Raw genomic sequence first — 24,739 nt, forward strand, 5'->3', positions numbered from 1 at the left:
GGACGCGGTGCAGGGCGACGAGATCACCCCGTCCACGCCGAATCCCGGCCAACTGCGCACGATCGATCTGTTCGCCGGCTGCGGCGGCCTCACCGCAGGCTTCGTCTCGACCGGGCACTACCGTCCCGTCGCGGCGGTGGAGTCCGATCTCGCGGCGGCAGCGACCTATGCGGCGAACTTCGGCGAGGAGCACGTCCACTGGGGCGACATCGCGGAGTGGGTCCTTGGCGACCTACCGGATGCCGATGTGATCATCGGTGGGCCGCCTTGCCAGGGCTTCTCGAACCTCAACAAGCAGCGGGGCGACGGCGACAAGCGGAACACGCTCTGGCAGAGGTACGTCGACACGATCGTTGCCGTCGAGCCCCGCGCCTTCCTCGTCGAGAACGTTGATCGTTTCGCCTACAGCGCGGAGTACCAGCAGCTGCTGCGTGAGACCGACCTGGGCGGCCGGCTCGAGGACTACGAGCTCGACATGTACGTCGTCCGCGCCACCGACTTCGGTGCAGCCCAGCTGCGCCGGAGGACGATCGTCATCGGCACCCACCGCGACCTGCCTCGGATCGAGGTCCCGCGCGATCGGCGTCCCATCGACGAGTGGACGACAGTCAAGGATGCAATCGGCGACCTCGCACCCTACGTCGACCCGGAATCGAAACACCTCCCTGAGTCGACGACCGAGGCGTTTGGCCAGACCCTGCCCGGCACCTTCAAGTCGCCGGATCTGCACGTCACTCGTCACTACACCGACTTGTCCCTCCAGCGATTCGCCCACATCAGGGAGGGCGGCAATCGCCTCAGCCTGCCTGATCACCTCAAGGCGAAGTGCTGGGTCGGGCACGAGACCGGATCCTTGGACGTCATGGGCCGCATGCACTGGGGCAAGCCGTCGGTGACGATCCGTACGGAGTTCTTCAAGCCTGAAAAGGGACGCTACCTGCACCCTGATGAACCGCGAGCGATCACCCACCATGAAGCAGCACGGCTTCAGGGTTTCTCCGATGATTTCCTGTGGTGCGGCACGAAACTTCAGATCGCTCGGCAGATCGGCAACGCAGTTCCGCTTCCTCTAGCGGCAGCAATAGCAAGAGAAATCTTCGACAGGTTAAGTGCACTATAACACTCGGACACAATCCGGCGCCTGTATTTCAAACCGAGCGGCCATGGCCCTTCCGCAAGCTTATCAAGCGTTTCGATCTGTAGTGACCTTCCGCCAACCTCAATAACCGGGAATTTCGTAGGGAGGCATTCAGTCCTCGCAGTGATCGACTCCTCCCGCAGTCTGTCCGATACAACTGCTCGTCACCCTACGGTACCAGCGAGTGCACTGATCAAAGCGCTTACGCTTGCGCCTGAGTCGCCAATGTGGATCACGTCGAAGACTCACCGTCGGCGGCAAAATCAAGCTCCCGGTCGATCCGCCTCCACTCCCCTACGAGGTCTCGGCGTTCTGCGGCGTCTTCCGAGGACCAGTTCCACTCGTAGTACGCCCGCTCGCGGTCCATTTGCTGGCTCCACGCCTGACTAGCGCAGCTGCCCAGCGAGAAAATAGCCCCCACGATGAGAGCGACCCCAGCTTCACCTCATAGGCCAGTTGCGAGCACGACGCCACCCGCAGCGCCAACAACGAAGTTGCCTATGACTAATAATGTACCCAGTTTACGACTTGACAGCAGGACACGTTTTCGGCGTCCAAGTCGCCATGCCAACCCGGCGTCATCAAGCCGCTCAATGCGCCCGACCACCTCGCTTCGTCGCTCACGAAGAACTTGTGCTCGTTCCGGCTCGCCAACCTCTTCAGAGTCGCTCAGATCGTTTATCGCCATCGCACCTCCACACGAACGGGCCTGGGCTTACCTAGAGATCCTACCTTTGAACTTGAGCAGTCCGATGGCGTGTCGAGGCCGCAAACGCCGGCCATCGTTGGACTCATAAGTGATCAAGGTCGAGTGTTAGCTTGCCCGGGTCCTCGAATGCTTTGCGGGACACCACGAGCCAGACCCGCCCAACGCCGAGAAGGCCGCGCGGTACCTGAACGCCGCCCAGGCCGATCTGGAGTGAGGGGCTGCTCTCTGGCTCACCATGCTCGCCGAGCCCCGCAGAGGCAAGGCTTCCGCGCTGCGCTGGCGCCACGTCGACTTCGAGCGCTGACTGCTCACGATCGACCGCCGCAACGCCCCCAACCGAAGTCCGGACTGAAGGGTAAGACCACCAAGACCGGCCAGGCCCGCAAGATCGCCCTCGACCCGCACACCCTCGGCCTGCTGACCACCCACCGCAAGCTGTTCGAGTCTCGCTGCGCCGAGCTCGGCTCCACCCTCAGCCTCGACGCCTTCGTCCTCTCCCCCGCCCCAACGGCACTACCCGTTCCTGCCGCGGGCCATCAGCCAGCGCTACCGCGGGCCCGCTCTGCGCCTCGGACTCCGCAGCACCCGTTTCCACTCGCTTCGCCACTACTCGGCGACCGAACTCGTGGCGGCGGCGTCGACATCCGCACCGTCGCCGGCCCGGCTCGGGCACGGCAGCTCGCAAATGTAAGCCCAGGCGCGCGTTGATGCGCACGCACCTGACCGTGCACGACTTGCCTTACAAGTCTGCACTACTCTGATTATTACTTGATCTGTGGACGGCGCGCATCGCGGGCGCAAAAGACCCCAAGAGCCCTCGGCTCGGCGCGCATGAATAATGGCTGAGGTTCGATAGGACTACTGCAGCCTTCATGGGATAACGCCGTATCTCCGGCGCCGAACTGATCACTGAGATTTTCCAGCACTTTCACTGGCGAGTCCGAGGGCGTAAGACGCGGGAAGGCCATAAGCTTCGGTAAAGGGATTTGGCTGTGTCGAACTACCAGATTTAGCGCCTGAACGAGGCGCTTGTCGGCACTGACAAAAACGTCGCAGTCTGGCAAATATGCGGACAACTGCTCATCACGAGGTGTGCTCGGGGTGACCCGGCCCATCATCGCCGCTGTCTGTACTGCCCAGCGAAGCCAGGTCCGGCGAACTGAAGTTTCACTGACTTCGTCGAACCAGAATCGAGTTAAATCGGCAGGATCTGCGAGGACTCGTTCGATAGCGAGATACGGTTCCACCCAATCGGTGTACGTGCTATTCCGACCAGTCAACCTAACCAGAGGCGCCGTCCGCAACTCGCGCCAGAAAACATCACGAGCCTGTACTCGCCACCATTCGACCTTGCGACCCTTAGACCAGCCTGCAATCGAGTCTCATTCGTTCCACTGAGCGGGCTCAACCAAAATGTTTCGTAGATCTGAAAGGTCCTGCTGAGTTGCTAGACGCGCATCGCGATTGTACTTCTGCTCCTCGAAGGCCTGTCGATCGGTTGGGGAGTGAACGACGCTTGTCGCCTCGCGCGCCAGAACAGGATCCGCCCTTGCTTCTCGACACACCGTCTTCTGCCAGTAAGTTCGATAGTGCGCAATCCTGCCAGGCTGAGCTACGGTTCGAACCCAATCTGGCCTAAGTCGACGGGCCTCACCAACAAACTCCTGTGTCTCCTTATCCGCCTCGGCCTGTAGGCGCACCCAATGCCTTGAAGACAAGACCTCGACAATCTTCACTAGGGCCACATCGTCCGTGGTGCGCAGCACCTCTAATAAAGCCGATGGAGGAGTGAGGAGTTTCAACCTCGGTCGCTTACAAGCTGTTCGAGTAATTTTCGTGAATCACGCCGACCAACCTCAGACCAAATGTTCGTATCCAGTATCAAGCGCAACTGCGACCTCCGCAGATGGTCTGCCGGTGTAGAATATCGATTAGCAATGTTAGCGCCCGACGACTCCCCTCCGTCCTACACCTCCAGTTCAGCTGGTTCCCGCGCTGGCAGTCAAGAGCAGACCGACGAGCCGGACTGCAGGAACGATCGTCAAGCGCTCGGGTAGGCCGTCAACCCCGCGACCAACTCTGCACACGAGCTTCGCTCGCGCCTGAGGAGGGATGTTGGACTTGACGACCGCGGAGTGACGGGGTGGCGGAGCGGACGTCGCGCATCATTCCTGCCTCGGTGGCCGCGGCCGGGCGCGTCCTGACCACCCGTGGACTCCTCTCGCTCCCCCGCGTGTCCGCGCGACCACCGCCCGCGAGCGCCCGGCTGCCAGTAGCAGAAGACTTGCTGCGGCCGTCTCTGCCCGGGTGCGGGAGGTGCGCGCGAGTGACCTTGGCCCCTGAGGCCGGACACATCACCTGAGGCGGGCTTGCCCCGCCAGGGAGGATGTCGTTCGTGCCGCTCCAACCCGGATCAGCTTCAAACGAAATGTAGGAGTTTCATGCCGGTCTCGACATTTAGCGACTGCAGAACCTTTGCTAGAGAGATCTCCGGGCTAGATCAGTGGCCAGGATTGAGAGATTCCATTCGACCTCGTGGAGCGTCGGGCCTCTTTCGATCACGCCCCCCGTTGACAATTCAATTATACACGGCTTCCCTCGAGCAGCGTCTAATCCTACCTCGGACCGGTGGCCTTTTGCTCATAGAGCGGCCGCTTGGAAGGCGCCTTCCAGCACCTCCAAGCCTTCACGATCGCGCCTTAGTCATGATCGCCAGACATTGGGAAGTCCTGCTGGTTACGCTAGCAATGCTTTTCCCTATGCTGGCTGCAGCGATCCTAGTTGCGCTAGTCTCCGAATTACTGGTCGGGCTGGTAGCTGTTGGTGTCGCCCTCATTCCCACAGTAGCTATCGTCGTTTCCACGGTTACTCAACAACTCCTTCATTTTGCGCTTGGCGACGGCTGGAACTCAAAACAGTCCATCCGGAGTCAGCTTCGCATGAAGCATTGGGCGGTCACGCTGATGTACAAGGATGGGCAAGGACAACCCGCTAGACCGTTGGACGCTCTGCTATCAACTGCACATGTACGCTCGGCGCACCTTCTTGCCAATTCTAGCGGGCAGTCCTTACCAGTTCTGGTCGTATCCGATGGCATTTGCGGCCCTCGCCCTCAGGAAGGTGCTTTTGCCAACTTTCGGCTTATGCGCCTTCCAAGTACGAGCACCGCAAACCTCGACCTGATCGCCTATCTAGTGACAGACGGACCGCTGCAAGGGCCCGATTCTCCTGGCCGATTCTCCGCATCGGATTCGCTCGTACTATTTGGCGGAACTGCTGTACTTCTGGGGATTTCCCCCGTTCTCGTGGCCGATCGTGAAGCACAACGGTGCGCTGGCGTAAACAATTGCGCTGAAACACCTGCATCGTATGGCGACGCCTTCTATTGGCTAGCAAATCGCATTCTCGGAGGCGACCCGGAGGGTCTTAGTGCGGCCGACCCATGGAATCGTGCGCTCGGCCTTCTCGTGTCGATATACGGCCTATTCGTGCTTGCAACATTCATCTCACGCCTCATTGATCAACGAATTCATTCGAATCGGATCACAATAGAGGGCGTTGTACAGCAGTTTGAGAGCAGGAGATCATTGAATAACTCCTCGTAAATGGTCGACTGCGACAACACCCAAGCCGAGGTACAACCACAAACCCGCGCATCCCCGAGTGAAGCGCCTGTCGCGACTAGAACCCAATCTCGCCGTACCCCTAGAACTCGTCGGCAGTTCGAGGCGCTACAACTTCTGCCCTGCGCACCTACAACCGCGCGTTTAGGAGTGGAAGGCCGGCTGGCGCGCTGGATCGTTAGGCCTACCCTTCAAAAACAACAGCGTCTCCGGTAGCCATAAATTCGAAGTTTCCACTCGTTCGCGTAAGAGCGTGCACACTCGGCATGAGCGCATGATCATGGAGGCTCAGCGGGGAGTGTCGCCTCCACCACTTCAGCAACGTTCCTAGACGAGACCGTCCGGCGCGCGTCACAGCATCAGCTGCAAGAGCGTGACAACTATCAGATGCAGGTCCAAGATTTGATCTTCATCCGCGCATACAATCCGGCCATAGCCGCCAACGAAGGAGACGCTGATGCTTGAGGCGCACCCTACGAGACTGCCGAGGCGTCTTGGGGGGCTCTCACAGTGACTGGAGGGCTACTCCCCCGAATGTCCTCTCGGCAAGTAACCAATTCGGCCATACGGCGCCAAGTCCCTCTGGCGCGATCGGAGGCGCAATTCGCATGACTTCACTTCTGTCCAACGGCAGTTCATTCGGGAGATATCGCATCTTTGCAAGGATTGGCGCGGGCGCCCAAGGACATGTTTACCGCGCGCGTGATACACGCGATGGGCGTACCGTCGCACTTAAGATTCTGCATGGCGGACAGGGACTGGACGCGAGTACTCGAAAGAGATTCGATCGTGAAGGCGCCATCCTGGCTAAGCTCAATCACAAGCACATTGTGAAGCTCTATGATGTCGGAGTTGAAGAGGGTCACCCATATTTCACGATGGACTACGTGGAAGGGCTCGATCTGTCCCAGCTTCTCGCAGATAGGGGACAGAAGGGCCTCCCGGTCGACTTCGCCGTTCAAATCATTGAACAGGTTGCCTCGGCTTTAGATGCAGCACATGCTGCAAAGCTTCTGCACCGTGATATCAAGCCGGCCAACATCCTCATAGAGCAGGATCCTCCAGGCGACGTCTATCTGACCGATTTCGGCATCGCTACTGAAGCTGGCGCACCACCATTGACGCGGACTTCTGCCCTCATCGGCACTCTCGCCTACACTGCACCTGAGCGCTTCAGGGAGCGCAGTCAAGTTGATAGACGAGCCGACATATACTCACTTGGCTGCGTGCTTTACGAAGCGCTTACTGGTGATGCACCCTTCACGGCTCAGGACTTTCCCGGATGGATAGCCGCTCACCTGTATTCAGCGCCACCCAAGCCCTCTACAATGCGGCCTACGACGGTGTCAGTAGCCTTCGACTCTGTAATAGAGTGCGCTCTCGCAAAGAATCCTCTCCATAGATTCGGAACCGCATCCGAATTGGCGTCGGCGGCCAGGATCGCAATGGAATCGGAATTGCCACTCCCGGCAAGCCAAATCCTTATAGACCAATCCGCTCCATCGGAGGTTGCGCGAAAGCGATCCTACGAACCTACTCGTAACGCCGAGACAACTCAACGTGCTGCTCTAACGGCGTTCCTGCTGCGTGCCTTCCAGCCGACCATGATAGCGGATGTGGCGCCTGGCCCCGTCGGCAAGAACCCGGAGGCTAAACGAGACGTCAAGACACCGTCTTCACCAGCTGCCGTAAAGCGCGGGGCCTTCCCGCCTCTAGCTCTTGCGCTTGCTCTATTTCTTATACTGACCAACAGTTGGTGGTCAAGTAAAGCCTCGGAAATCGTCAATCAATGGACTTCGGGGGGAAGTTCGCAGGCTTCGAATCAGTTTGTTGATTGGCACGAAGAGTTCGATGAAGACTTCTGCCCTTCCGTGCCCTTTGAGGTTGCTGGACAGAAATGGACAGTCGGCCTACTGAGTAGCGACACCGACTGTGGAACTGTTCACGTCTTTTCTGGGGAGGACAGGATTGCCGAATTCTCCGTGCCTCGTCCGGCTTATAGTGTCGATATTCTTGTTCACGTAGGCGATTCTCCGTCATCGTCGTACGTCGCGCTCATCGACGATGATGCAACGCCTATGCTCGTTGGCTTTGCTGTTAGTGATCCTGCGACGCAATGGACGAGACCCATCGGCACACAGGCCGCAATGCTTGCCTTTCAAGATGGTCCCGTCATCGGCACTTCGGAGGCCATTGATGCTGAGGATTCCGTCATAGGGATCTCTATGTCATCAGGCGAAATCGTTTGGTCAGCCAACTGCCCTGAAGGCTTTACGCGCGACGGGTTGCGTTTAGCTGAATCTGAAGAAAGCAGCCGTCCTGGAATGGTCATGGTGTGCGATCGTATTCCGCCTCCGTACGGGGCAGAAGGTAACCTCTTTCTAGTAGCTGGCGACGGCATAGTAGTTGATATTCCAGATGACGCCTAGATGCTGCTCGGTAATGCAAAAGCCTTATTAGCGGGCCTTTGCTTTCGTCCTGAGCGAATTCGCCGACGGCGTGCGACGCCCGCAGGAACTGTAGTCGAACCACCTCGTACCACCCTCGCTTGTCACGCCCGCAATTCTGCCCCGCTTCGTCTGCTACGGTTTGACCTGTGCGGCCAACGACCGCCCTCATATCCGAATCCGACAAGGGCATGTTCGACACGGAGATGCCGCATGGCCGCTGCTGCCACAGCGCGCCACCAGCCTCTGATCAGGGCCGTCCTGCGTCGTCATCCGCGGCTGGCTGGCGTCGAGTGGAATGTGCCCAGCGAGTCCGAGAGAACTTTCGACTCGGCAACGGTGGTGACCACACCGCACGGCCGTCTCCATGGAGCCGTTCGTGGAGCGAAGCTGCGATGGTCGGTGTGTCGTGGAGCTGCCAACGCTGGCGATGGCAGAAGGTAGGTGCAGGTAGATGCTTGGGAGGTAGAGGTGGCTTACTCTCCTAAAGCGGGTGCCGCAGGTTCGAATCCTGCCGGGGGCACAAGCACTGACCAGTGGACACGCTCCGCGATATCGCGGGCTGACACCTCACCCCGCGATATCGCGGGCTGACACCTCACGCTGCTCGAGCTCGCTCGACGGAGGCTCATGCCACCTTGGACACGACGACGGCCAGCGCGGCTCGACCCTTCCGCTGCCGAGCGGCTCGTACCGCGTCACCGTGTACGCCGACTGCGACGGGCTGACAGGCAAGGCGCGGCAGCTCCGCGATATCGCGAGAATCTACGACGAGGCCAAGAGGATGCTTACGCGCCTGTCGCTCCAGGTCGACGAGGACAAGCAGGCGAGGAGCATCGTCACTGTCTGCCCAGCTACGACAGTGGCGCAGCTGGCGGTCGCGAAGGGCAGTCGCTTCAGGTGCAGCGCATTGAGCATCTTGACCTCTCGACCAGGAACGACTGATTGAGTCGTCTCGCGACAGGTGCGAACAGTATAAAAAGCCTTCCCTCCAGGCTGACACGAGAGTGAAAGAATCTGGAACGGCGGCAGTATGCCGAGGACAGCGACGAAGCTCTAGCGGCCAGCTGGCACAGTAGCCAAATCACCGAGCGATGATGAGATCATCGATATTTACCGACCAATTTTCTTCACTACCAGTTTCGAGAAGAAACTGCACATCGACGATCGGTGACGAGTCGGACGGTCCCCGGTTTCGAACATCTCCCGCCTGCAGCTCCAGCTGGCTTCCCGTTTGAACGATGCTTAGTTGTCCCGGCACACCTTGTCCGAACCCCGCGGGGCCTGGATGATCGAATTCATCATACTGATCTCCGCAGGGCAACCTCAGACAAAGCCAAGTTTCGACCCCTGGGCCGTTCTCACTAGGTCCCATGCGCAGCCTGCTCTCGCGGCCGCTTGCCTGCCGAACTATAAGATCGACCCCACCGTCCGATGGCGTCACCTGAGCAATAGAAGCCGAAAGTGAAACACTACTGTAGGGGCCAGCCAGGCCTATCGGCGCGAGCGTGACAGTCTGAAACCTTTCCGGCGTCAGTTCAGGTGTGACACGAAACACCAACTGCCCGCTGGCCACGTCGACCAGTCCGATCGACGCGTCGAATTCCCAACGATCGGGGCTCAATGCAGCTTCATTGAAGTTCTCGGCCCACGCACCTCCATCGCCGTCGGCGGTACCGGAAGGTGCTGCATCGACGGTGGTCGCCCCTGCTCCTGGGCTTGACGGCGAGACCGGGGAGTCCGCTTCGGACGTGGAGGAAGACCCGATCCAACCCGCGAGGGCGAGCGAACCCGCAACAAGTAGAACCGAAAATGTCACAGATACGCTAAGGAGCTGACCGCTGGAGATTTGACTGACACTGAATCCCGCCCCGCTGACTCGAAGAACTACGACTGCCGCAACAACCGCGACGACTATGACGGCCGCCACACCCACGAACAGGTCTATCCATTGCTGCTCGCGAATGAATTGCGAAACCTGGCCCAGAGCGGCAACCGCACCCACAACAGCGGCAGCAACAGCAAGGGCGCTAGTCCATCTACTGAAGAGGCCAGAAGGTGTCGGTGTTGGTGTCGGTGTTGGCGTTGGTGAAGAACTGGTCATGAGGTCGTGGGAATCTGGAATGTTGCGATTGTATTCGGGCTTCGCAACCTCAACTCTTCTGGACTGAAGCCATCTCGCTCCTGTCGAGCAAGCTCGTCGGCAAACTCCTGCGATGCCGCCTCATCTACCAGCACAACGTGCTGGTCGTAAGTGATACCAAGCGCCTCCGCATACCCAAGCTCCCGCGGCGGCAGGGACCAACATCCGTCGTTGGTGAGAATCTCGCCGATCGGGTACATTCGACCATTGCCGGGATTGCGATCCGGCGTGGAGTCAAAACTGTCTGGTCGCGGATAACTGAAAAGCCACAAGTGCTGGCCATCAGGAACGAGCTCGCTCAGTCGACCAGCTCGGGCGATCGTCGCCGGAGACACTGATGTATCGATGGAGAAACTTGCTTGGCTCAGAGTCACCGGAGACGTATCGGGACCCGCAGTGATCTCCGCCTCCGAGCTCGCCCCCACGTCGGCCGCGGGACAATTCGCAGCCAACGGGACGTCAGCAGGCGCCGGTTCTTCTTGCGTCGTAGCCACTCCGGAATCAAGGGATCCGTCGTTTCGTCCGCTCGGAGAGAAGCGGCTCACTATCGCCACTCCAACGACCAAGACTGCGACGAGCGCACCGACGATTAGGACGACCTTGGCTGTGTGAGAACCACCGGGATTAGGACCTGATGCCGCTGTCACGGATGGCGCCGATGATGGTGCATGGATGCAGGTTCCAATCGTGATCAGCATCGAGGACATCAAACAGTCGCGTGGAGGACCCGACGCGTTACAGGGACCGGCCAGCGATTCGTTCCAGCCTCCGGCCTCCCAGCGCTCCAGGTGCAAGATGCAACCCTGTGGCCGCAGGCCCCGCTGGCTGCAGCGCTAGCTGCGTCACCTCATCGGGCGTGAGATGTCCGTTCCCGCCGCGGTTCTGCCACAGGTGAAGGGCGCTCCGTGCAAGCTCGCCGTCGTCCCGTCCGGCCGTCCCGGTCCTCCACCCTGACGCGCTCCAGGGTGAACGGCTGGCGCCGTCCGACACCTCACCTCGACAAGCTCCTGAAGAGCGACACCACGCTCACCAGCACGCGGCAGCTGGGTCAGCCCCGACCCACCCCACGCAGCGCCGCGAGCTCCCCCAGCCGACCCCGCACCATCTCCACCACCGCCCGCACCGCAGGCGACGGCTGCCGCCCCGCCCGCGTCGCCGCCACCAACCGCCGCTCGATCCGGGGCGCGAACCCGAGCGCCGCGATCGTGCCGCTCTCCAGGTCCCCCCGCACGAACGTGTAGGGCAGGACCGAGCAGTGCTCGCCGCGCAGGACCAGGTCCCGGACCATGTTGACGGAGTCGATCGCGTAGCCGGTGTCCTGCGTCGCCCGCTCCATCTCCGGGCCGGCGAGCTGGAGGACCTCGCGGAAGCCGGGGGTCAGGACGAGGGGCAGCGTTCGGAGGACGTCGGCGGTGGCGGGGCCGTCGATGCCGGCGAGCAGGTCGGGGCGGCCGACGAGCAGCATCTCGTCGGTGCCGACGCCGGTGACGGACAGCTCGGGCGTCGCCTGGTCCGGCGCCGTGGTGAAGACGCCGAGGTCGAGCCGGCCCTCCTCCACCCGCTCCGCGAGGAACATGGGCAGGGCCTCGACGATGGCGAGCCGGGCCTGGGGGTGCTCCTGGGCGAACCGCCGCTCCAGGTGCCCCGCGAGCGCGGGCACCAGCGACGGCGAGAGGCCGAGGGTGACGGTGCCCGCCAGCGACGCGGCCGCCTCGCGGACCGCCGACCGGATGTTGTCCACCTGCACCAGCAGCGCCCGCGACAGCTCGTCGAGGCGGGCGCCGGCGGCGGTGGGGCGCACGCCGCCGGGCAGCCGCACGAGGAGGTCGACGCCCAGCTCGCGCTCGAGCGCCTGCACCTGCTTGCTCAGCGCGGGCTGGCCGACGTGCAGCTTGCGCGCCGCCCGGCTGAAGCTGCCCTCGCGCACGATCGTCGCGAAGTACTGGATCTGCCGGATCTCCATGCCCCGCCACCCCGCTGTGACCAGGGGAGGCGCCGGAGCCCTCCCGTCGGCCGCGACGCTAGCAGGAGCATTCCCCCGTGGAATGGATCACGAGAGACCGAGGAAGGCCAGGGCGTTGTGCACCTGCACGTCCGGGCGGGCCGACTCGGCCAGGGCACCCGCGTGCACGGCCGCGTCGACGATCCCGGCCGCCGCCGCGAACTGCTCGGGCATGAACGGGCTGTCTGTGCCGACGAGCAGGCGGTCCGCCCCGAACCGGTGCACGAGCAGCCGCAGGTGCTCGGCATCGAGGACCAGCGTGTCGACGTAGAGCCGGCGGACCAGCGCGTCCCACTCCCCGACGGGAGCGACGAGCCGCAGCCGCGGGTAGACCCACGGAAAGGCGCCGCACCCGTGCGTGAGTGCGACGCGCAGGCCCGGGTGCCGCGCCAGCACCCCGCCGAAGACGAGCGCGAACGCCGCGGCGGCGGCGTCGACCGGCATGCCCAGCCCGATCTCGATCTGCCGCCCGGACCGGCGCAGCACGTCCCGCCCCCGGGCGACGGGGTGGACGAGGACGGCCGCACCGGCCGCCTCGCAGGCGGACCACACCCCGGCGAACCCGTCGGCGTCGAGGTCGAGCCCACCCATCCGCGTCCCGACCTCGACCCCGCGCAGCCCGAGGGCCAGGCACCGAGCCAGCTCGCCCGCCGGGTCGGCCGCGGGCAGGCACCCGAGCCCGATCAGGCGGCCGCCCGACGCAGCGCAGGCGCCGGCGATCGCGTCGTTCACGGAGCGGGCGTAGAGGGGCTCGTCCGACCACGCCTGCTCCATGACCTCCGGCACCGGCGAGAGCACCTGGTGCGACAGCCCCACCCGGTCCATCCCGGCCAGCCGCTCGCCGACGTCCCACAGCGCGGACGGGACCGTGCGCGACCCCCCGTCGGCCGTGACGATCCGGCCGCCGCCCGCCGCGTCCACGACGAGCCGCGGAGCACCGCTGGGGAGCTCGGGCAGGTCCGTGCCCAGGTGGTGGGCGTGGACGTCCACCGAGCGGTACGGCACGCCGTCCATCACGCGGAGCCCATCACGCGGAGCCGGGGCGCGGCATCGGCGACACCAGCCCGCCGAACACCGACAGGTCCTCGCGAAGGACGGCGCCGCCGCTGCGGACGGGCAGCGCGTCGATCAGCACGAACAGGATCCGGACCGGCTCGTCGCCGCGCGGCACCCAGGCGTGCATGGTTCCCCGCTGCACCAGGACGTCGCCCGCCCTCAGCTCCTCGACGACCTCACCGCTGTCGAGCACCATGTCGAGCCGCCCCGAGAGCACGACGGCGACGTCCTGCGTCTCGGTGCGGTGCATGTACAGGCGCTCGGGCTCCGCCGGGTCGAACTCCGCGACGCGGAAGAGCACGCGCGACCCCGGCGGGCCGGGGACGCCGTCGTCGAAGGCCTCCTCGTCGTTGTCCGCGGGGAACTGCCCCGTGCACCACGCGACGCGCGCCTCGTAGCCCGGCAGCCGGGGCTCGGAGCCGACGACCTCGTCGGACCGGACGACGGCCTTGCCGTCCTCGTGACCGGTCACCACCCGCCTGAACGTGAAACCCATGGCACCTCCTGTCGATCGGGCCGGCACTCAGCCGGTGGGACGGAGCGGGACGACGCCGGGCCCCGGCGTCACGGTCTGCCGGGTCTCCCCCAGCCCCTCGCCGCGCAGGGACACCACGTCGCCGGGCTGCAACCAGCGCGTGAAGTCGGCGAGCTCCGCGGTGTCGACGTGCTCGAGCAGGCAGCCGCCGGGCACCGTGCCGGAGCCGATCACCGCGCCGGGCGGCAGGTCGGTCCCGCGCGAGACGTAGGCGAGGAGCTCGCCGAACGTCCAGTCCATCTGGTCGAGCGTGCCGCGGGTCAGCTCCTCCCCGTTGACGGTCGCCGACAGCTCCGGCGCGAGGCGCCCGTCACGGCGGTGGGGCTCGAGCTCGTCGACGGTGACCAGCGCCGGGCCGAGCGTGATGGCGCTGTCCTTGCTCTTCGCCATCCCGATGCCCTGGGCCATGTCGACGACCTGGTGGTCCCGCGCGGTCCAGTCGTTGTAGAGGAGGTACCCGGCGATGTGGTCCTCGGCCCGGTCCGGGTGCAGGTCGCGGCCTCCGACGCCGATCACCGCGCCGACCTCCAGCTCCAGGTCGAACATCGTCGACCCGGGCGAGACGGGGACGTCGTCGTGCGGGCCGACGATCGCGTCGGCGTTGGCGAAGTAGAACGCCGGGCTCCGCGACCACACCGGACCGAGCGGTCCCTCGCGGCCGAGCGCGCGGTAGCACCCGCGCAGGTGGTCCAGGAAGCACAGTCCGTCCCGCACCGACGGCGGACGGCGCAGTGGCGCGTGCAGCCGGACGTCGGCCAGCCCGCGGACCTCGGCCGGCGCGCGGCGGGCGTCCTCACCGGCCTCGGCGAGGTTCCCGCCGGCCAGCAGCGCCTCCAGCGTCGTGCCCGCGGCGAGGCCGCGGACGGTCTCTCCGTCGACCAGCCCCGTGCGGACGCCGTCGGCGCCCTCGTAGGTCACCCACCTCACGACGCGGCCCTCCCGAGCGGGCTGCCGACGGCGGCGCCGTCGGTCCGGCCGGGCACCGACGGCTCGGGGGACCCCCGGCCGAGGTACAGCGGGATCGCCGGGACCGCGAGCGCGGCACCGAGCGTCAGCACGCAGGCGAACAGGACGACGTACATGGGCGCGGTGAGGCCCAGCGCCGCGATCAGCCCGACCAGGACCAGGCTCATGAGCCCGCCGAGCACGGCGACCACGATGTTGTAGGTGACCGAGTAGCCGGTCTGCCGGACCTGTGTCGGGAAGATCGAGGACACCAGACCCGGGATCGCGCTGACGATCGCCCCGGCCGCCAGCGCGGCGGGCAGCTGGATCCACAGCGCGGTGGCCGAGCCGGCGGGCAGGGTCGGGAGGACCAGGAACAGCAGCACCGTGGTGGCCGCCGTCAGCCCCGATCCCCACAGCAGCTCGGTCCGCCAGCCCCAGCGGTCGGCCACCCAGCCCCAGAAGGGCATCGACACCATCGCGCCGGCGATCGCGATCAGGCTCGCCCCCAGTGCCGTGGTCGCCGGGACCTGCAGCGAGGTCTGGAGGTAGGTGGGCCAGAACGTGAAGTAGGTGATGTTGACCATCGAGAGCGCCGCCACGAGCAGCGCGCCGAACAGGACCGCCCGGCCGTGGAGGCGCAGCACGTCCCGCACGGGCGTCGACCCGGCCCGGCGCTCCTCCTCGACCTGCTGCTGGAACGCGGGCGTCTCGTCGAGCCTCCGGCGCAGGTAGATCGACACCACGCCGAGCACGCCGCCGATGATGAACGGCAGCCGCCACGCCAGGGACGGGACGCTCGGCACCAGGTGGGTGGCCACGATGCCGCTGAGGAAGGCCATCGATGCGCCGAGCAGGAACCCGCCGTAGGCCATCATCTGCTGGAGCGCGCCCGCCCGGGCCACCCGGTCGCGCTCGGCGTGCTCGGTGACGAAGACCGCCGCCGCCGGCAGCTCGCCGCCCACCGCGCAGCCCTGGGCGATCCGCATGAGGATCAGCAGCGCCGGGGCGGGCCAGCCGACCTGCTCGTAGGTCGGCAGCAGGCCGATGACGAGCGTGGCCGCCGACATCACCACGACGGTGAGGACGAACAGCCGCTTGCGGCCGACCCGGTCGGCGACGCGGGCGATGAGGATGCCCGCGACCGGCCGGATCAGGAAGCCGACCGAGTAGATCGACAGCGTCTGCACCAGCCGGAGGGTGTCCGAGGTCTCGGGCGGGAAGAACGCCGCACCGATGAGCGTCGCCACGTAGAGGTAGACGACGAAGTCGTAGTACTCGAGTGCGGCGCCGAGCGAGCCGAGACGGATGTTCCGCCTCGCCACACGGGCTCCGGCCCCCGGGGATGAGTGCTCCATTGCCTCACGTCCTTCCGTCGGTCGCTCCCCCGCAGCGGGAGCTGCGCGGGCCTTGCCGGGACGCCGCATCCGCGCGCGCGGCCGTGCCACCGGGCACCGCGTCGGTGCTCGGCGGGGGTCCGGGCCGTCGTGGAGCGGCCGGTGTCAGTCGTCGAAGTCGACGGCCGCGTGCGGCCAGTCGACCGCGTCGAGGAGGTGCGCGTGGGACTCCTCGGCCAAGCGGCGCACGCGGTCGAGGTCGACGCCGAGCAGCCGGCCGTCCCACTTCACGATCCGGCCGTCGACCAGCACCGTGTCGACGCAGCCGATGTCGGCCGCCTGGACGACGGAGCAGAGGACGTTGTTGCGCGGGAACAGCTGCGGCCGCGTGGCGTCGAGCAGGACGACGTCGGCCTTCTTGCCCGGGGTCAGCGACCCCGCCACGGCGCCCACCCCGCAGTTGTCGGCGCCGCGCTGCGTGGCGGACTCCAGGATCTCCCGCAGCGACGCCGACTCCGCGCCGCTGCGGTGCTCGTCGAGGCGCTGCACCGTGTAGAGCGCGCGCATCTCGGCGAACATGTCGATCCCGTAGGTCATCGGGTTGTCGTTGCTGATCCCGGGGCGCAGGCCCAGCTCCACCCATTCGCCGTAGGGGATCTGCCCGTAGCGGAACTGCGACTCGATCCGCGGGCAGACGTTCACCTGCGATCCGTTGTCGACGATCAGGCGGCGCTGCTCGGGGCTGCAGAAGTTGGCGTGGTTGATCGCCTCGCGCCCGTCGAACGACCCGTCCGCGTACAGCCGCTGCAGGTCCTGCCGGTAGATGCCGGTGTCGAAGGAGAACCAGACGTCGAGGTCCCTGCGGATCCGGACGAGGTCGGTGAGGTCGTCGGCGCCGACGGCGAACAGCCGCAGGGTGCACAGGTCGTCGTCGCTGCCGAAGTGCTCCTTGCGCAGCCGGGCGACGTCGTCGGGGAAGGACCCGGCCCAGTCGCCGGAGCGGGGCGCGCCCACCGCGTGGACGCCGCGCAGACCGGACTCGCGCAGGGCCGCCACCGAGGCGTCCGAGTGCTCCGGCGAGCGGGCGTTGTGCATGTTGTCGACGACGGTCGTGATGCCGCCGTCGAGGGCCGTGAGCAGCGTGAGCAGCGTGCCGGCGTAGACGTCCTCGGGGCGGCAGGCCGGGCCGAACAACCGGTGCGCGGTGTACATGTAGCTCCTGCTGGAGACCGGGGCACCGCCGATCGGGTCCTCGGTCGTCTGCGGCACGTTCTCCGGGATGATCCGGCCCAGCGCCCCTTCCCAGCAGTGGATGTGCGGGTCGGCGAAGCCCGGGACGACGATGCGGTCGCGGGCGTCGACCACCGTGGCGCCCTCGGTCGGCAGGGACTCCCCCACCGCGGCGATGCGGTCACCGACGATCAGGACGTCACCGCGCGCGAGGTCGCCCACCGCCGGGTCCATCGACACGACGCTCCCGCCCTGCAGCAGGATCCGCTGGTCGACCTCCGCGGCACCGGAGGCGTGCCGCTCCAGCAGCGCCCGCAGCGGGCCGTTCGTCGGATCTGTCGTCACGGAAATCCCTCGCTCCCCTGCTGAATCGCCTGTGAATGGACCCTAGCAGCGGTGGAGCGCCGTTCCCGATACCGATTTCCGATACCCTGCATTCCTGCATAGAATGGATATTCTCCCGGAATCGGGGCGGAACCGGACCGGGGCCGGGTGCGGCCTAGGATCGGCCGATGATCCGCTCCACCGCCGTCCGCACGGTCGCCGCTCCCCCGGACCAGGTCTGGGGGGTGCTGGCCGACCACGAGGGCATGCGCACGTGGGTCCCCGGGCTCCGGGTGGCGGTGACGAGGCCGGGCACGAGCGAGACCGGCGGCGTCGGCACCGTGCGGAAGGTCGGGTTCGGGATCGCCGGACCGATCGTCGAGGAGGTCGTGGCGTTCGAGCCGGGCCGGCGCCTGGGCTACCGGGCGCTGGCGGGCGTGCCGCTGAAGGACTACCGCGGCGAGGTCGTGCTGAGCCCCGCGGGCGCGGGCACCGAGATCCGCTACACCGTCGAGGCCGAGCAGCGGCTGCCGTTCGGCGAGGCGCTCCTGGTGAGGGGCCTCGCCGCCGGGCTGCTGTCGGGGCTGGTGCGCGGGGTGCGGGCCGGCGGGGTCCGGTAGGCCCCTACGGGATGAGCCGCAGCGCCCGGGCCCGGACGACGGCCTCGAAGCGGGTGTGGGCGTCGAGCTTGCGCATCGCGCCGCGCAGGTAGGCCTTGGCCGTCTCCGGCTTGATCGACAGCCGGGTCGCCGCCTCCTGGTTGGTGCAGCCCAGGGCGATCTGCGCCAGGACGTCGACCTCGCGCGCCGACAGCCGGACGACGGTGCCGGACGCGGCCGCGGTCCCCGTGCCGACGTGGGCGAGGCGCTTCGAGAGGTCGGCGATGCGCTGGGACAGGCCCGCGTCGGAGATGAGCTGGGCGACGGCGCGCAGCTCGGCGTGCAGCGCGCGGATCTCCTCGAGGCTGGCGACGTCGCGCACGTGCTCCGGCGCGACGGTGGCGACGACCTCGGCGTCCCGCATGCGGCGGCGGACCTCGTCCTGCACGGTGAGCTCCGTGCTCAGGCGCCGGCCCGCGCTGAGGATGGCCGACTTGCTGCGGTCGCCCAGGGCGTTGCGGTCGCGGGTGGCGACGTAGATCAGGCCGGCCAGCCGGTCGCGGACCATGACCGGGGCGGCGGCGATCGAGGCCAGGCCCTCCGACAGCACCCAGGTGTCGTACTCGTGGGTGATGGTGTCGGCGGTGCGGTAGTCGTTGACCGCGGCCGGCCGGTTCTCCGCGATGACCCGCCCGCCGAGGCCGGAGCCGGCCCGGACCTCGAGGCTGTGCAGGTTGTTCGTGCGCGTGCCGCGGAACTCGCTGAGCACGGCGGTCGAGCCCTCCACGAACGCCCCGAACGCGACCGGGAGACCGGACTCGGTCTGGACCGCACGGAGCGCGGCACGGAGTGCTCCCCGTGCGTCGAAGCCGGCGTGCGCGGATGACGTGCTCATCGGAACCGCCTTTGGTTCGGGAGCCTTGCGGTGCACCGCGCGGCGACGGCGCGCCGGGTGGTGCCGAGCAGACGCCGTCGGCCCGTCCGGTGGGACGGGCCGACGGCGGGGGGACGGACGTGACGCGCCGGCCCGGGAGGAGAATGCCCGGGGCCGGCGCGCCACTGCACGGGGAGCCTGCTGCTAGTCGAACGGCCCGTTGAGCAGGCCGCCGACCGGACCCTCGACGTAGCGGGGGTCGACGGGCGGGAACTCGTTCTCGACGCCGTTGGCGCCGTCGGGCCGGTTGTCACCGTTCAGGGCGTCCGTGCCCTGGAAGGTGAGCTCACCGAGGATCGCGGTGACCGAGCTGCCGACCTGGCCCGGGTTCTGCGTGCTGGGGTAGCCGGCGTTGCTGTCCTCGTCGGCGGCGGCGACGCCGGCTCCGAGCAGCAGCAGGGCACCTGCTGCCGTCGCCAGGGTGATGCGCTTGGCAGTGCTCATGGGCTTCGTCCTCTTCTCTACGGGAAACGTGGAAAGCACGGCGGGCCCCCGGGACCGGGGGCCCACCGGATCACATGTTCTCGGCGCCCGCGTAGATCGCTTCGCGGATGCGGTTGTAGGTGCCGCAGCGGCAGATGTTGCGGATCTCCTCGATGGCGGCGTCGTCGAGCTTGCGGCCCTCGTCGGCGCACTGGCGGACCTTGGCCACCGCGGCCATGATCTGGCCGGGCTGGCAGTAGCCGCACTGCGCGACGTCCTTCTCGATCCACGCTTCCTGCATGGGGTGCAGGTCGGAGCCGACGGTGTCGGCGAGGCCCTCGATGGTGGTGATCTCGTCGTCGGCGGAGATGTCGGCGACGGAGACCGAGCAGGGGTTGAAGGCCTTGCCGTTGATGTGGCTGGTGCAGGCCTTGCAGACGTTGATGCCGCAGCCGTACTTGGGTCCGGTGACCCCGAGCAGGTCGCGGATCACCCAGAGCAGGCGGACGTCGTCGTCGGCTTCGACGGTGACGGACTCACCGTTGAGGTTGAAGGTGTGCTGTGCCATGTCTGGCTCCTCAGAAGGTGAAGTCGAGGCCGTTGCGGGGCGACTCGGGGATGGGCGGCGAGGTCGGGTACTGCGTGAAGCCCTCCGGGAACGGCTCCTTGTGCAGGACCGGCGTGTACTCCGGCTCGACGCCGGTGGCCCGGCGGAACGCGTTCACGACCGCGGACATGGTGGCCGCGACCGAGACCTCACCGGCACCACCGGGCTCGGGGTACTCGGAGTCCTCGATCAGGATCACGTTGACCTCGGGCGGGGTGTTCCACTGCCGGGTGTAGAAGTAGTTGTCCCAGCTCGCCTCGACGAACGACCCGTTCTCCAGGTGAAGACCCGCGGTCATGGCGTTCGCGATGCCGTCGTTGATGCCGCCGAGCACCTGGCCCTCGAAGCCGGTCGGGTTGAGCAGCAGCCCGGGGTCGACGACGAAGGTGACCTTGGTGACGCGGGGACCGGTGCGGCCGGAGCGGACCTGCCGGTTCACCGTCTCGGGCCGGGCGTCGATCTCCACGACGCAGGCCGTGGCGCACTTGTACTCCTGGTGGACGCCGATGCCCTGGGCCATGCCCTCCGGCATCGACTTGCCCCAGTCGGCCTCGTCGGCCGCGCGCTGGATGACCTTGCGCAGGCGGTCGGTCTTGACGAACTCGGTCCGGAACTCGACCGGGTCCTTGCGCAGCCGCTCGGCGATCCGGTCGATCATCAGCTCGCGGGCGGTGCAGGTGTCCGGGCCGTAGACGTTGCGCGTCGAGCCGGTGTTGAAGCCGTAGTTGGTCTCGACCATGAGCCGGGTGTTGACGCCGAAGTTGTAGGGCGTGTGGACCGAGATCTCCCAGAAGGTCTCGGACACCCCCAGGTTGCCGCCCGGCGCCTTGATCAGCTGCGACGAGAGCACGTCGGTCAGACCCTCGTCGACCTCCATGTTGACGCCGGAGTAGCGGAGCTCGAAGCTCGCCACCGCGTCGTCGGTGACCACGGCGCGGACTCGCGTGACGCACAGCGGCTTCACCCGGCCCTGGCGGCAGTCGTTGGCGCGGTCCCACATCAGCTTGACCGGCTTGCCGATGGCCTTCGCGGCCTCCGACGCCTCCTGGACGTGGTCGTTGAACAGGCGGCGGCCGAACGAGCCACCGCCCGGGACGACGTGGAAGGTGACGTCGTTGACGCCGATGCCGAGCTTCTGCGACACGATCTTCGCGCCGGCGATCGGGCTCTTCGCCGGGGCCCAGACCTCGGCCTTGCCGTCCTTGAAGGACACGATCGCGCAGTTGGTCTCCAGCGCGGACCCGTTGCGGGAGTAGTGGACCAGCTCCTGCTCGAGGGTCTTGCCGGGCACCGCGGGCGCCACCAGCGGCAGCTCGGCAGCGCGCAGCCCCTCGACGATGTCCTCGTCGTTCTTGCCGGCGACGGTGCCGGGGTTCCAGTTCAGCTCCAGCGCGTTCACGCCGTCGATGGCCTGGCCGAAGGTCAGCGCACGGACGGCGATGCCGTTGCCGATCGGCGCGACATCGGTGACGCCGGGCATGTTGCGGACCTCGTCGAGGTTCGAGGGCCCGCCGTCGGGGAAGCCGTTCAGGTCGGGCGCCCGGCAGATCACCGTGGGCAGCGCGTCGGGCACCTGGATGTCCATGGCGAACTTCTTCGCCCCGGTGACCATGGCGCGCGCGTCGTCCTTGATGCGCGACTTGCCGAGGACCTTGAACTCCTCCTGCGGCTTGAGGAGGACCTCGACCGGCGTGGTGACCGGCACGGCCGCCAGCCTGCTCAGCTCGCCGAAGCCGATCGCCTTGCCGGCGGTGTCGGTGACGGTGAGACCCAGGGTCTCGAGCTCCCGCGCCTCGGAACCCAGCGCCAGCGCAGCCGCCTCGAGCAGCGCGCCCTTGGCGATCGCGGCCGCGACCCGGACCGGGGTGAACAGCGAGTAGGTCGTGCTGGACCCACCGGTGAGCTGGTTGAAGACCAGCTCCGGGCGGGCGTCCGCCAGCGTGACGTCGACGTCGCTCGGGTCGATGCCCATCTCCTCGGCGATGACCATCGCGAAGAGCGTCTGGATGCCCTGGCCGTTGTCCGAGCGCGGCAGCGCGAACGCCACCCGGCCGTCCTCCTTCACCTCGACCCTGAGGAGGGGGTTGGTCGGGACGCAGGCGTCGCGGTACGCGTCGACGAACTCGTAGTACTCGGGAGTCTGCGGCGGCGACGGCAGCGCGGCGGCGCTCGCCTCCGCTCCACCCCAGGCGGCCTGCCGGCCGACGTCCGCGACGACGACGAGCGTCGGCGCGGCGACCAGGTAGCCGAGGAACTTCCGGCGGTTGACCGACATCAGCCCGGAGCCGAAGATCTTGCGCTGGTCGCGGGGTGTGGTGGTGCCTGCGCTGTGAGCGGGCATCGTCGTCCTCTCGTTACTTGATCCCGGCCGGATGCGGGGGGGGAGCGAATCCGGTTCGAGACAGCTTGTGCCAGTAACGAAGCCCGTTCGGCCGCGATACGCGGGGGAGGTCGGGTACCCACCCCCACCCCCGCCCCGTCGTGGTGGCGGGAGACACAGCGACCTGCAGTTCTCAGGTGACCCTTACCAGCACCTGCTAGGCCATTCGGGCTAGTGTTCCGCATCTGCGGATTCGCCGAAACATGCCTGGAACCACCCTTTCGGGGGTGGGTCGGCGCCGTGACCTGCACCCTGCGGGCGTCCCCGGGCTGCACGGGTGGGCGGCGCGAACTGCCGATCGCGGGAGTCCTCGGCCCGCTGGGCACGACCTTGCGGACCGGGATGGGCGGCCTCAGGCACCGACGAGCTCCAGCAGCGCGTGCAGGTGCGCGGCGCCGGCGAGGGCCGAGCGCGACCGGCGGGCCAGGGCCGCCCGGCGGGCGTCGAGTGCGGCCGCGGCGGCGGACGGGTCGCCGCCGCCGCGCAGCTCGTCCATGACGGGCGCGATCGCGGCGAGCGGGAGGCCGCCGCGGCGGAGCTGGTGGACGACGTGGGCGTCGCGGACGTCGTCAGGGCCGTAGCGCCGGTGCCCCGTGGACGGGTCGCGCCCGGGCCGCAGGAGCCCCGAGCGCTCCCAGCGGCGCAGGGTCGCGGGCCGCAGGCGCAGGCGGTGCGCGACGGCCGAGATCGGCTCGCTCCCCCGGCGGGTCACCGGCGCAGGCCCGCCGAGCCGGTGCAGCAGGCCCGCGACGGTCTCCACCACCGCGCGCTCGGCGTCCAGCGCGGCGTGGGCGGCGTCGAGCCGGGCCAGGGCGCCGTCGACGTCCCCGGCGTGCACGCGGCGCAGGACCTCCCGGGCGGCGGGGTAGCCGTGCCCGCCGACGAGCGCGAGGTAGGCCCGCAGCGAGGCGGCGTGCCGCTCGTCGTAGACGCGGTACCCGGCGGCGGTCCGCGCGGCCGCGGGCAGGACGCCGGCGGCCTCGTGGTTGCGCACCGCCTGCGTCGAGAGCCCGTGCTCCCGGGCGAGCTGCACCGTCCGCACCGGTCACCTCCTCCGCTGCGTTGAGGGTTGACAACCCCCGAGCTGCTGATCCGTGGGCCGAACCGCCAATGGGAGGTTCAAGGTTACGGTTCAGGGGGTGCACCTCGACGACGTCCTGGCCCTGCTCGACCACCGCACCCGGCTGCTCGCCCTCACCGAACCCCTGCACGGGCAGCAGCACGTGCCGCTGCTGCGCAACGCCCTGCTCGCCGCGCTCGTCGACCGGGCCGGGTACCGGTCGGTCGCCGTCGAGAGCTGCTGCCTGCGCGGCGCCCGGCTCGACGCGCTGCTCGCCCGTGGTGTCGAGCCCGACGACGCCCGGCGCGACGCCGGCTTCAGCCACGGATGGGGCCCCGGCCGCGGCAACCGCGAACTGGTGGCGTGGATCGCCGCGCACAACCGCGCCGCCGCACCGCGCGACCGGGTGCGGTTCAGCGGCTTCGACGCGCCGCTGGAGTCGAGCGGCGCCGACTCGCCCCGCGACGCGCTCGAGCAGGTCCACGGGTTCCTGCAGGCGCGGGGCGCGACCGCACTGCCCGCGTGGGACCGGATCGCGGACCTCCTCGGGCCGGACGCCCCGTGGAGCGACCCGGCCGTGATCCGGGACCCGGCCCGCGGGAGGGGGGCGACGCCCGCGGCGGCGGAGCTGACCGTCGTGGCCGGGGAGCTGGCCTGGCGCCACGCGACGACCGCCCCGGACGGCCCCGACGACGACGCCTGGTGGGACGCCGCCGCCGCGGCCCGCTCCGCCACCGGACTGCTGGCCTACCACCGGCTCCTCGTCCTGGACGACGCGTACCGCGTGCAGCGGCTCGCCGCCCAGCGCGACGCGATGATGGCCGCGAACCTGGCCGCCGTCGTCGAGCGGGAGCGCGGGCGCGGCCCGACGCTCGTGTTCGCCCACCACGGCCACCTGCAGCGCGGTCCGAGCGCGATGACGATGGGCGTCGAGCTGGTCTGGAACGGGGCGGGCGCGCTCCTGGGCCCGCGGCTCGGGCCGGAGCTCACGGTGCTCGGCACGCTGGTCGGCGCCGCCCCGGAACGGGGCATCGGCGCGCCGGAGCCCGGGACGGTGGAGCGGGTCCTGCTCGACGCGCACCCCGGCGGCGCGGTCCTGCGATCCGCCGAGGCCCGCCGGCTCGCCGCCGGGGCCGGCACGCGGGCACCCGCCCCGCCCCCCGTCGGCTACTCCGGGGCCGACGACGCCCTGCTCGCCGGGCTCGACCTCGTCTGGCTGCTGCCCGAGCTCACCGCGTGATCGGTAG

Annotated in this window: 18 protein-coding genes and 1 pseudogene; 4 read left to right on the top strand and 15 right to left on the bottom strand. The window is 67.4% G+C overall.

Going from position 1 to position 24,739, the window contains the following annotated elements; genetic code table 11:
• Nucleotides 1–7: 7 nt before the first annotated feature.
• Nucleotides 8–1,120: a DNA cytosine methyltransferase gene (locus tag HOP40_RS04325; protein ID WP_240157504.1), complete on the top strand. Its 1,113-nt coding sequence runs from the start codon at nucleotides 8–10 to the stop codon at nucleotides 1,118–1,120.
• 250 nt (nucleotides 1,121–1,370) lie between these two features.
• Here HOP40_RS04325 and HOP40_RS36330 read toward each other — a convergent pair whose 3' ends face one another.
• A complete protein-coding gene (locus HOP40_RS36330; RefSeq protein ID WP_275691336.1) occupies nucleotides 1,371–1,505 on the bottom strand; it encodes a hypothetical protein in 135 nt (44 codons plus the stop codon).
• Between the two features lie 4,573 nt (nucleotides 1,506–6,078).
• Between HOP40_RS36330 and HOP40_RS04330 the strand changes: the two genes are divergently transcribed.
• On the top strand, nucleotides 6,079–7,899 hold the full coding sequence (locus tag HOP40_RS04330) for a serine/threonine-protein kinase (RefSeq protein WP_172154863.1): 1,821 nt from the start codon (nucleotides 6,079–6,081) through the stop codon (nucleotides 7,897–7,899).
• 1,102 nt (nucleotides 7,900–9,001) lie between these two features.
• On the opposite strand, the gene HOP40_RS04335 is transcribed toward HOP40_RS04330, so the two are convergent.
• The 8 genes from HOP40_RS04335 to HOP40_RS04370 form a co-directional block, all read right to left on the bottom strand.
• Nucleotides 9,002–9,922, bottom strand: coding sequence for a hypothetical protein (locus tag HOP40_RS04335; RefSeq protein WP_172154865.1), 921 nt, complete (start codon nucleotides 9,920–9,922; stop codon nucleotides 9,002–9,004).
• Nucleotides 9,923–10,017: 95 nt separating this feature from the next.
• Nucleotides 10,018–10,434: a hypothetical protein gene (locus HOP40_RS04340; protein WP_172154867.1), complete on the bottom strand. Its 417-nt coding sequence runs from the start codon at nucleotides 10,432–10,434 to the stop codon at nucleotides 10,018–10,020.
• Between the two features lie 674 nt (nucleotides 10,435–11,108).
• Entirely contained in the window at nucleotides 11,109–12,023 is a 915-nt protein-coding gene (locus HOP40_RS04345) for a LysR family transcriptional regulator (protein ID WP_172154869.1), read from the bottom strand.
• An 87-nt stretch (nucleotides 12,024–12,110) separates the two neighbouring features.
• Entirely contained in the window at nucleotides 12,111–13,076 is a 966-nt protein-coding gene (locus HOP40_RS04350; protein WP_172154871.1) for an amidohydrolase family protein, read from the bottom strand.
• A gap of 13 nt (nucleotides 13,077–13,089) precedes the next feature.
• Nucleotides 13,090–13,614 (bottom strand): cupin domain-containing protein, encoded by a 525-nt coding sequence (locus tag HOP40_RS04355; RefSeq protein ID WP_172154873.1) that lies wholly within the window; start codon nucleotides 13,612–13,614, stop codon nucleotides 13,090–13,092.
• A 27-nt stretch (nucleotides 13,615–13,641) separates the two neighbouring features.
• The gene (locus tag HOP40_RS04360) at nucleotides 13,642–14,580 is read right to left on the bottom strand and encodes a fumarylacetoacetate hydrolase family protein (protein WP_172154882.1); all 939 of its coding nucleotides are present in this window, start codon (nucleotides 14,578–14,580) and stop codon (nucleotides 13,642–13,644) included.
• Nucleotides 14,577–15,923 (bottom strand): MFS transporter, encoded by a 1,347-nt coding sequence (locus tag HOP40_RS04365; RefSeq protein ID WP_172154883.1) that lies wholly within the window; start codon nucleotides 15,921–15,923, stop codon nucleotides 14,577–14,579. Before HOP40_RS04365 ends, HOP40_RS04360 begins: the two co-directional genes overlap by 4 nt.
• Before the next feature lie 177 nt (nucleotides 15,924–16,100).
• Nucleotides 16,101–17,510: an amidohydrolase family protein gene (locus HOP40_RS04370; RefSeq protein WP_172154889.1), complete on the bottom strand. Its 1,410-nt coding sequence runs from the start codon at nucleotides 17,508–17,510 to the stop codon at nucleotides 16,101–16,103.
• 167 nt (nucleotides 17,511–17,677) lie between these two features.
• Here HOP40_RS04370 and HOP40_RS04375 point away from each other — a divergent pair, with 167 nt between their 5' ends.
• Nucleotides 17,678–18,109 carry an SRPBCC family protein gene (locus HOP40_RS04375; protein ID WP_205347078.1) on the top strand — a complete coding sequence of 144 codons (432 nt, stop codon included), beginning with the start codon at nucleotides 17,678–17,680 and terminating at the stop codon, nucleotides 18,107–18,109.
• Between the two features lie 4 nt (nucleotides 18,110–18,113).
• Here HOP40_RS04375 and HOP40_RS04380 read toward each other — a convergent pair whose 3' ends face one another.
• The 6 genes and pseudogenes from HOP40_RS04380 to HOP40_RS36700 all read right to left on the bottom strand — a co-directional run.
• A complete protein-coding gene (locus HOP40_RS04380) occupies nucleotides 18,114–18,983 on the bottom strand; it encodes a LuxR C-terminal-related transcriptional regulator (RefSeq protein WP_172154891.1) in 870 nt (289 codons plus the stop codon).
• Nucleotides 18,984–19,166: 183 nt separating this feature from the next.
• Nucleotides 19,167–19,466, bottom strand: coding sequence for a hypothetical protein (locus tag HOP40_RS04385; RefSeq protein WP_172154893.1), 300 nt, complete (start codon nucleotides 19,464–19,466; stop codon nucleotides 19,167–19,169).
• A 70-nt stretch (nucleotides 19,467–19,536) separates the two neighbouring features.
• Complete coding sequence (locus tag HOP40_RS04390; RefSeq protein WP_172154895.1) at nucleotides 19,537–20,013, bottom strand: (2Fe-2S)-binding protein; 477 nt, start codon at nucleotides 20,011–20,013, stop codon at nucleotides 19,537–19,539.
• Between the two features lie 10 nt (nucleotides 20,014–20,023).
• Nucleotides 20,024–22,393 (bottom strand): molybdopterin cofactor-binding domain-containing protein, encoded by a 2,370-nt coding sequence (locus tag HOP40_RS04395; RefSeq protein WP_172154897.1) that lies wholly within the window; start codon nucleotides 22,391–22,393, stop codon nucleotides 20,024–20,026.
• A gap of 391 nt (nucleotides 22,394–22,784) precedes the next feature.
• On the bottom strand, nucleotides 22,785–23,195 hold the full coding sequence (locus HOP40_RS36695; protein ID WP_420821812.1) for a MerR family transcriptional regulator: 411 nt from the start codon (nucleotides 23,193–23,195) through the stop codon (nucleotides 22,785–22,787).
• Nucleotides 23,196–23,306: 111 nt separating this feature from the next.
• Nucleotides 23,307–23,474: pseudogene (locus HOP40_RS36700) on the bottom strand (MerR family DNA-binding transcriptional regulator); the annotation flags it as partial.
• Nucleotides 23,475–23,571: 97 nt separating this feature from the next.
• Here HOP40_RS36700 and HOP40_RS04405 point away from each other — a divergent pair.
• Nucleotides 23,572–24,732, top strand: coding sequence for an erythromycin esterase family protein (locus tag HOP40_RS04405; RefSeq protein WP_172154900.1), 1,161 nt, complete (start codon nucleotides 23,572–23,574; stop codon nucleotides 24,730–24,732).
• Nucleotides 24,733–24,739: the final 7 nt, after the last annotated feature.

The sequence above is a fragment of the Pseudonocardia broussonetiae genome (assembly GCF_013155125.1).
In the GTDB taxonomy this organism is placed as follows: Bacteria; Actinomycetota; Actinomycetes; order Mycobacteriales; family Pseudonocardiaceae; genus Pseudonocardia; species Pseudonocardia broussonetiae.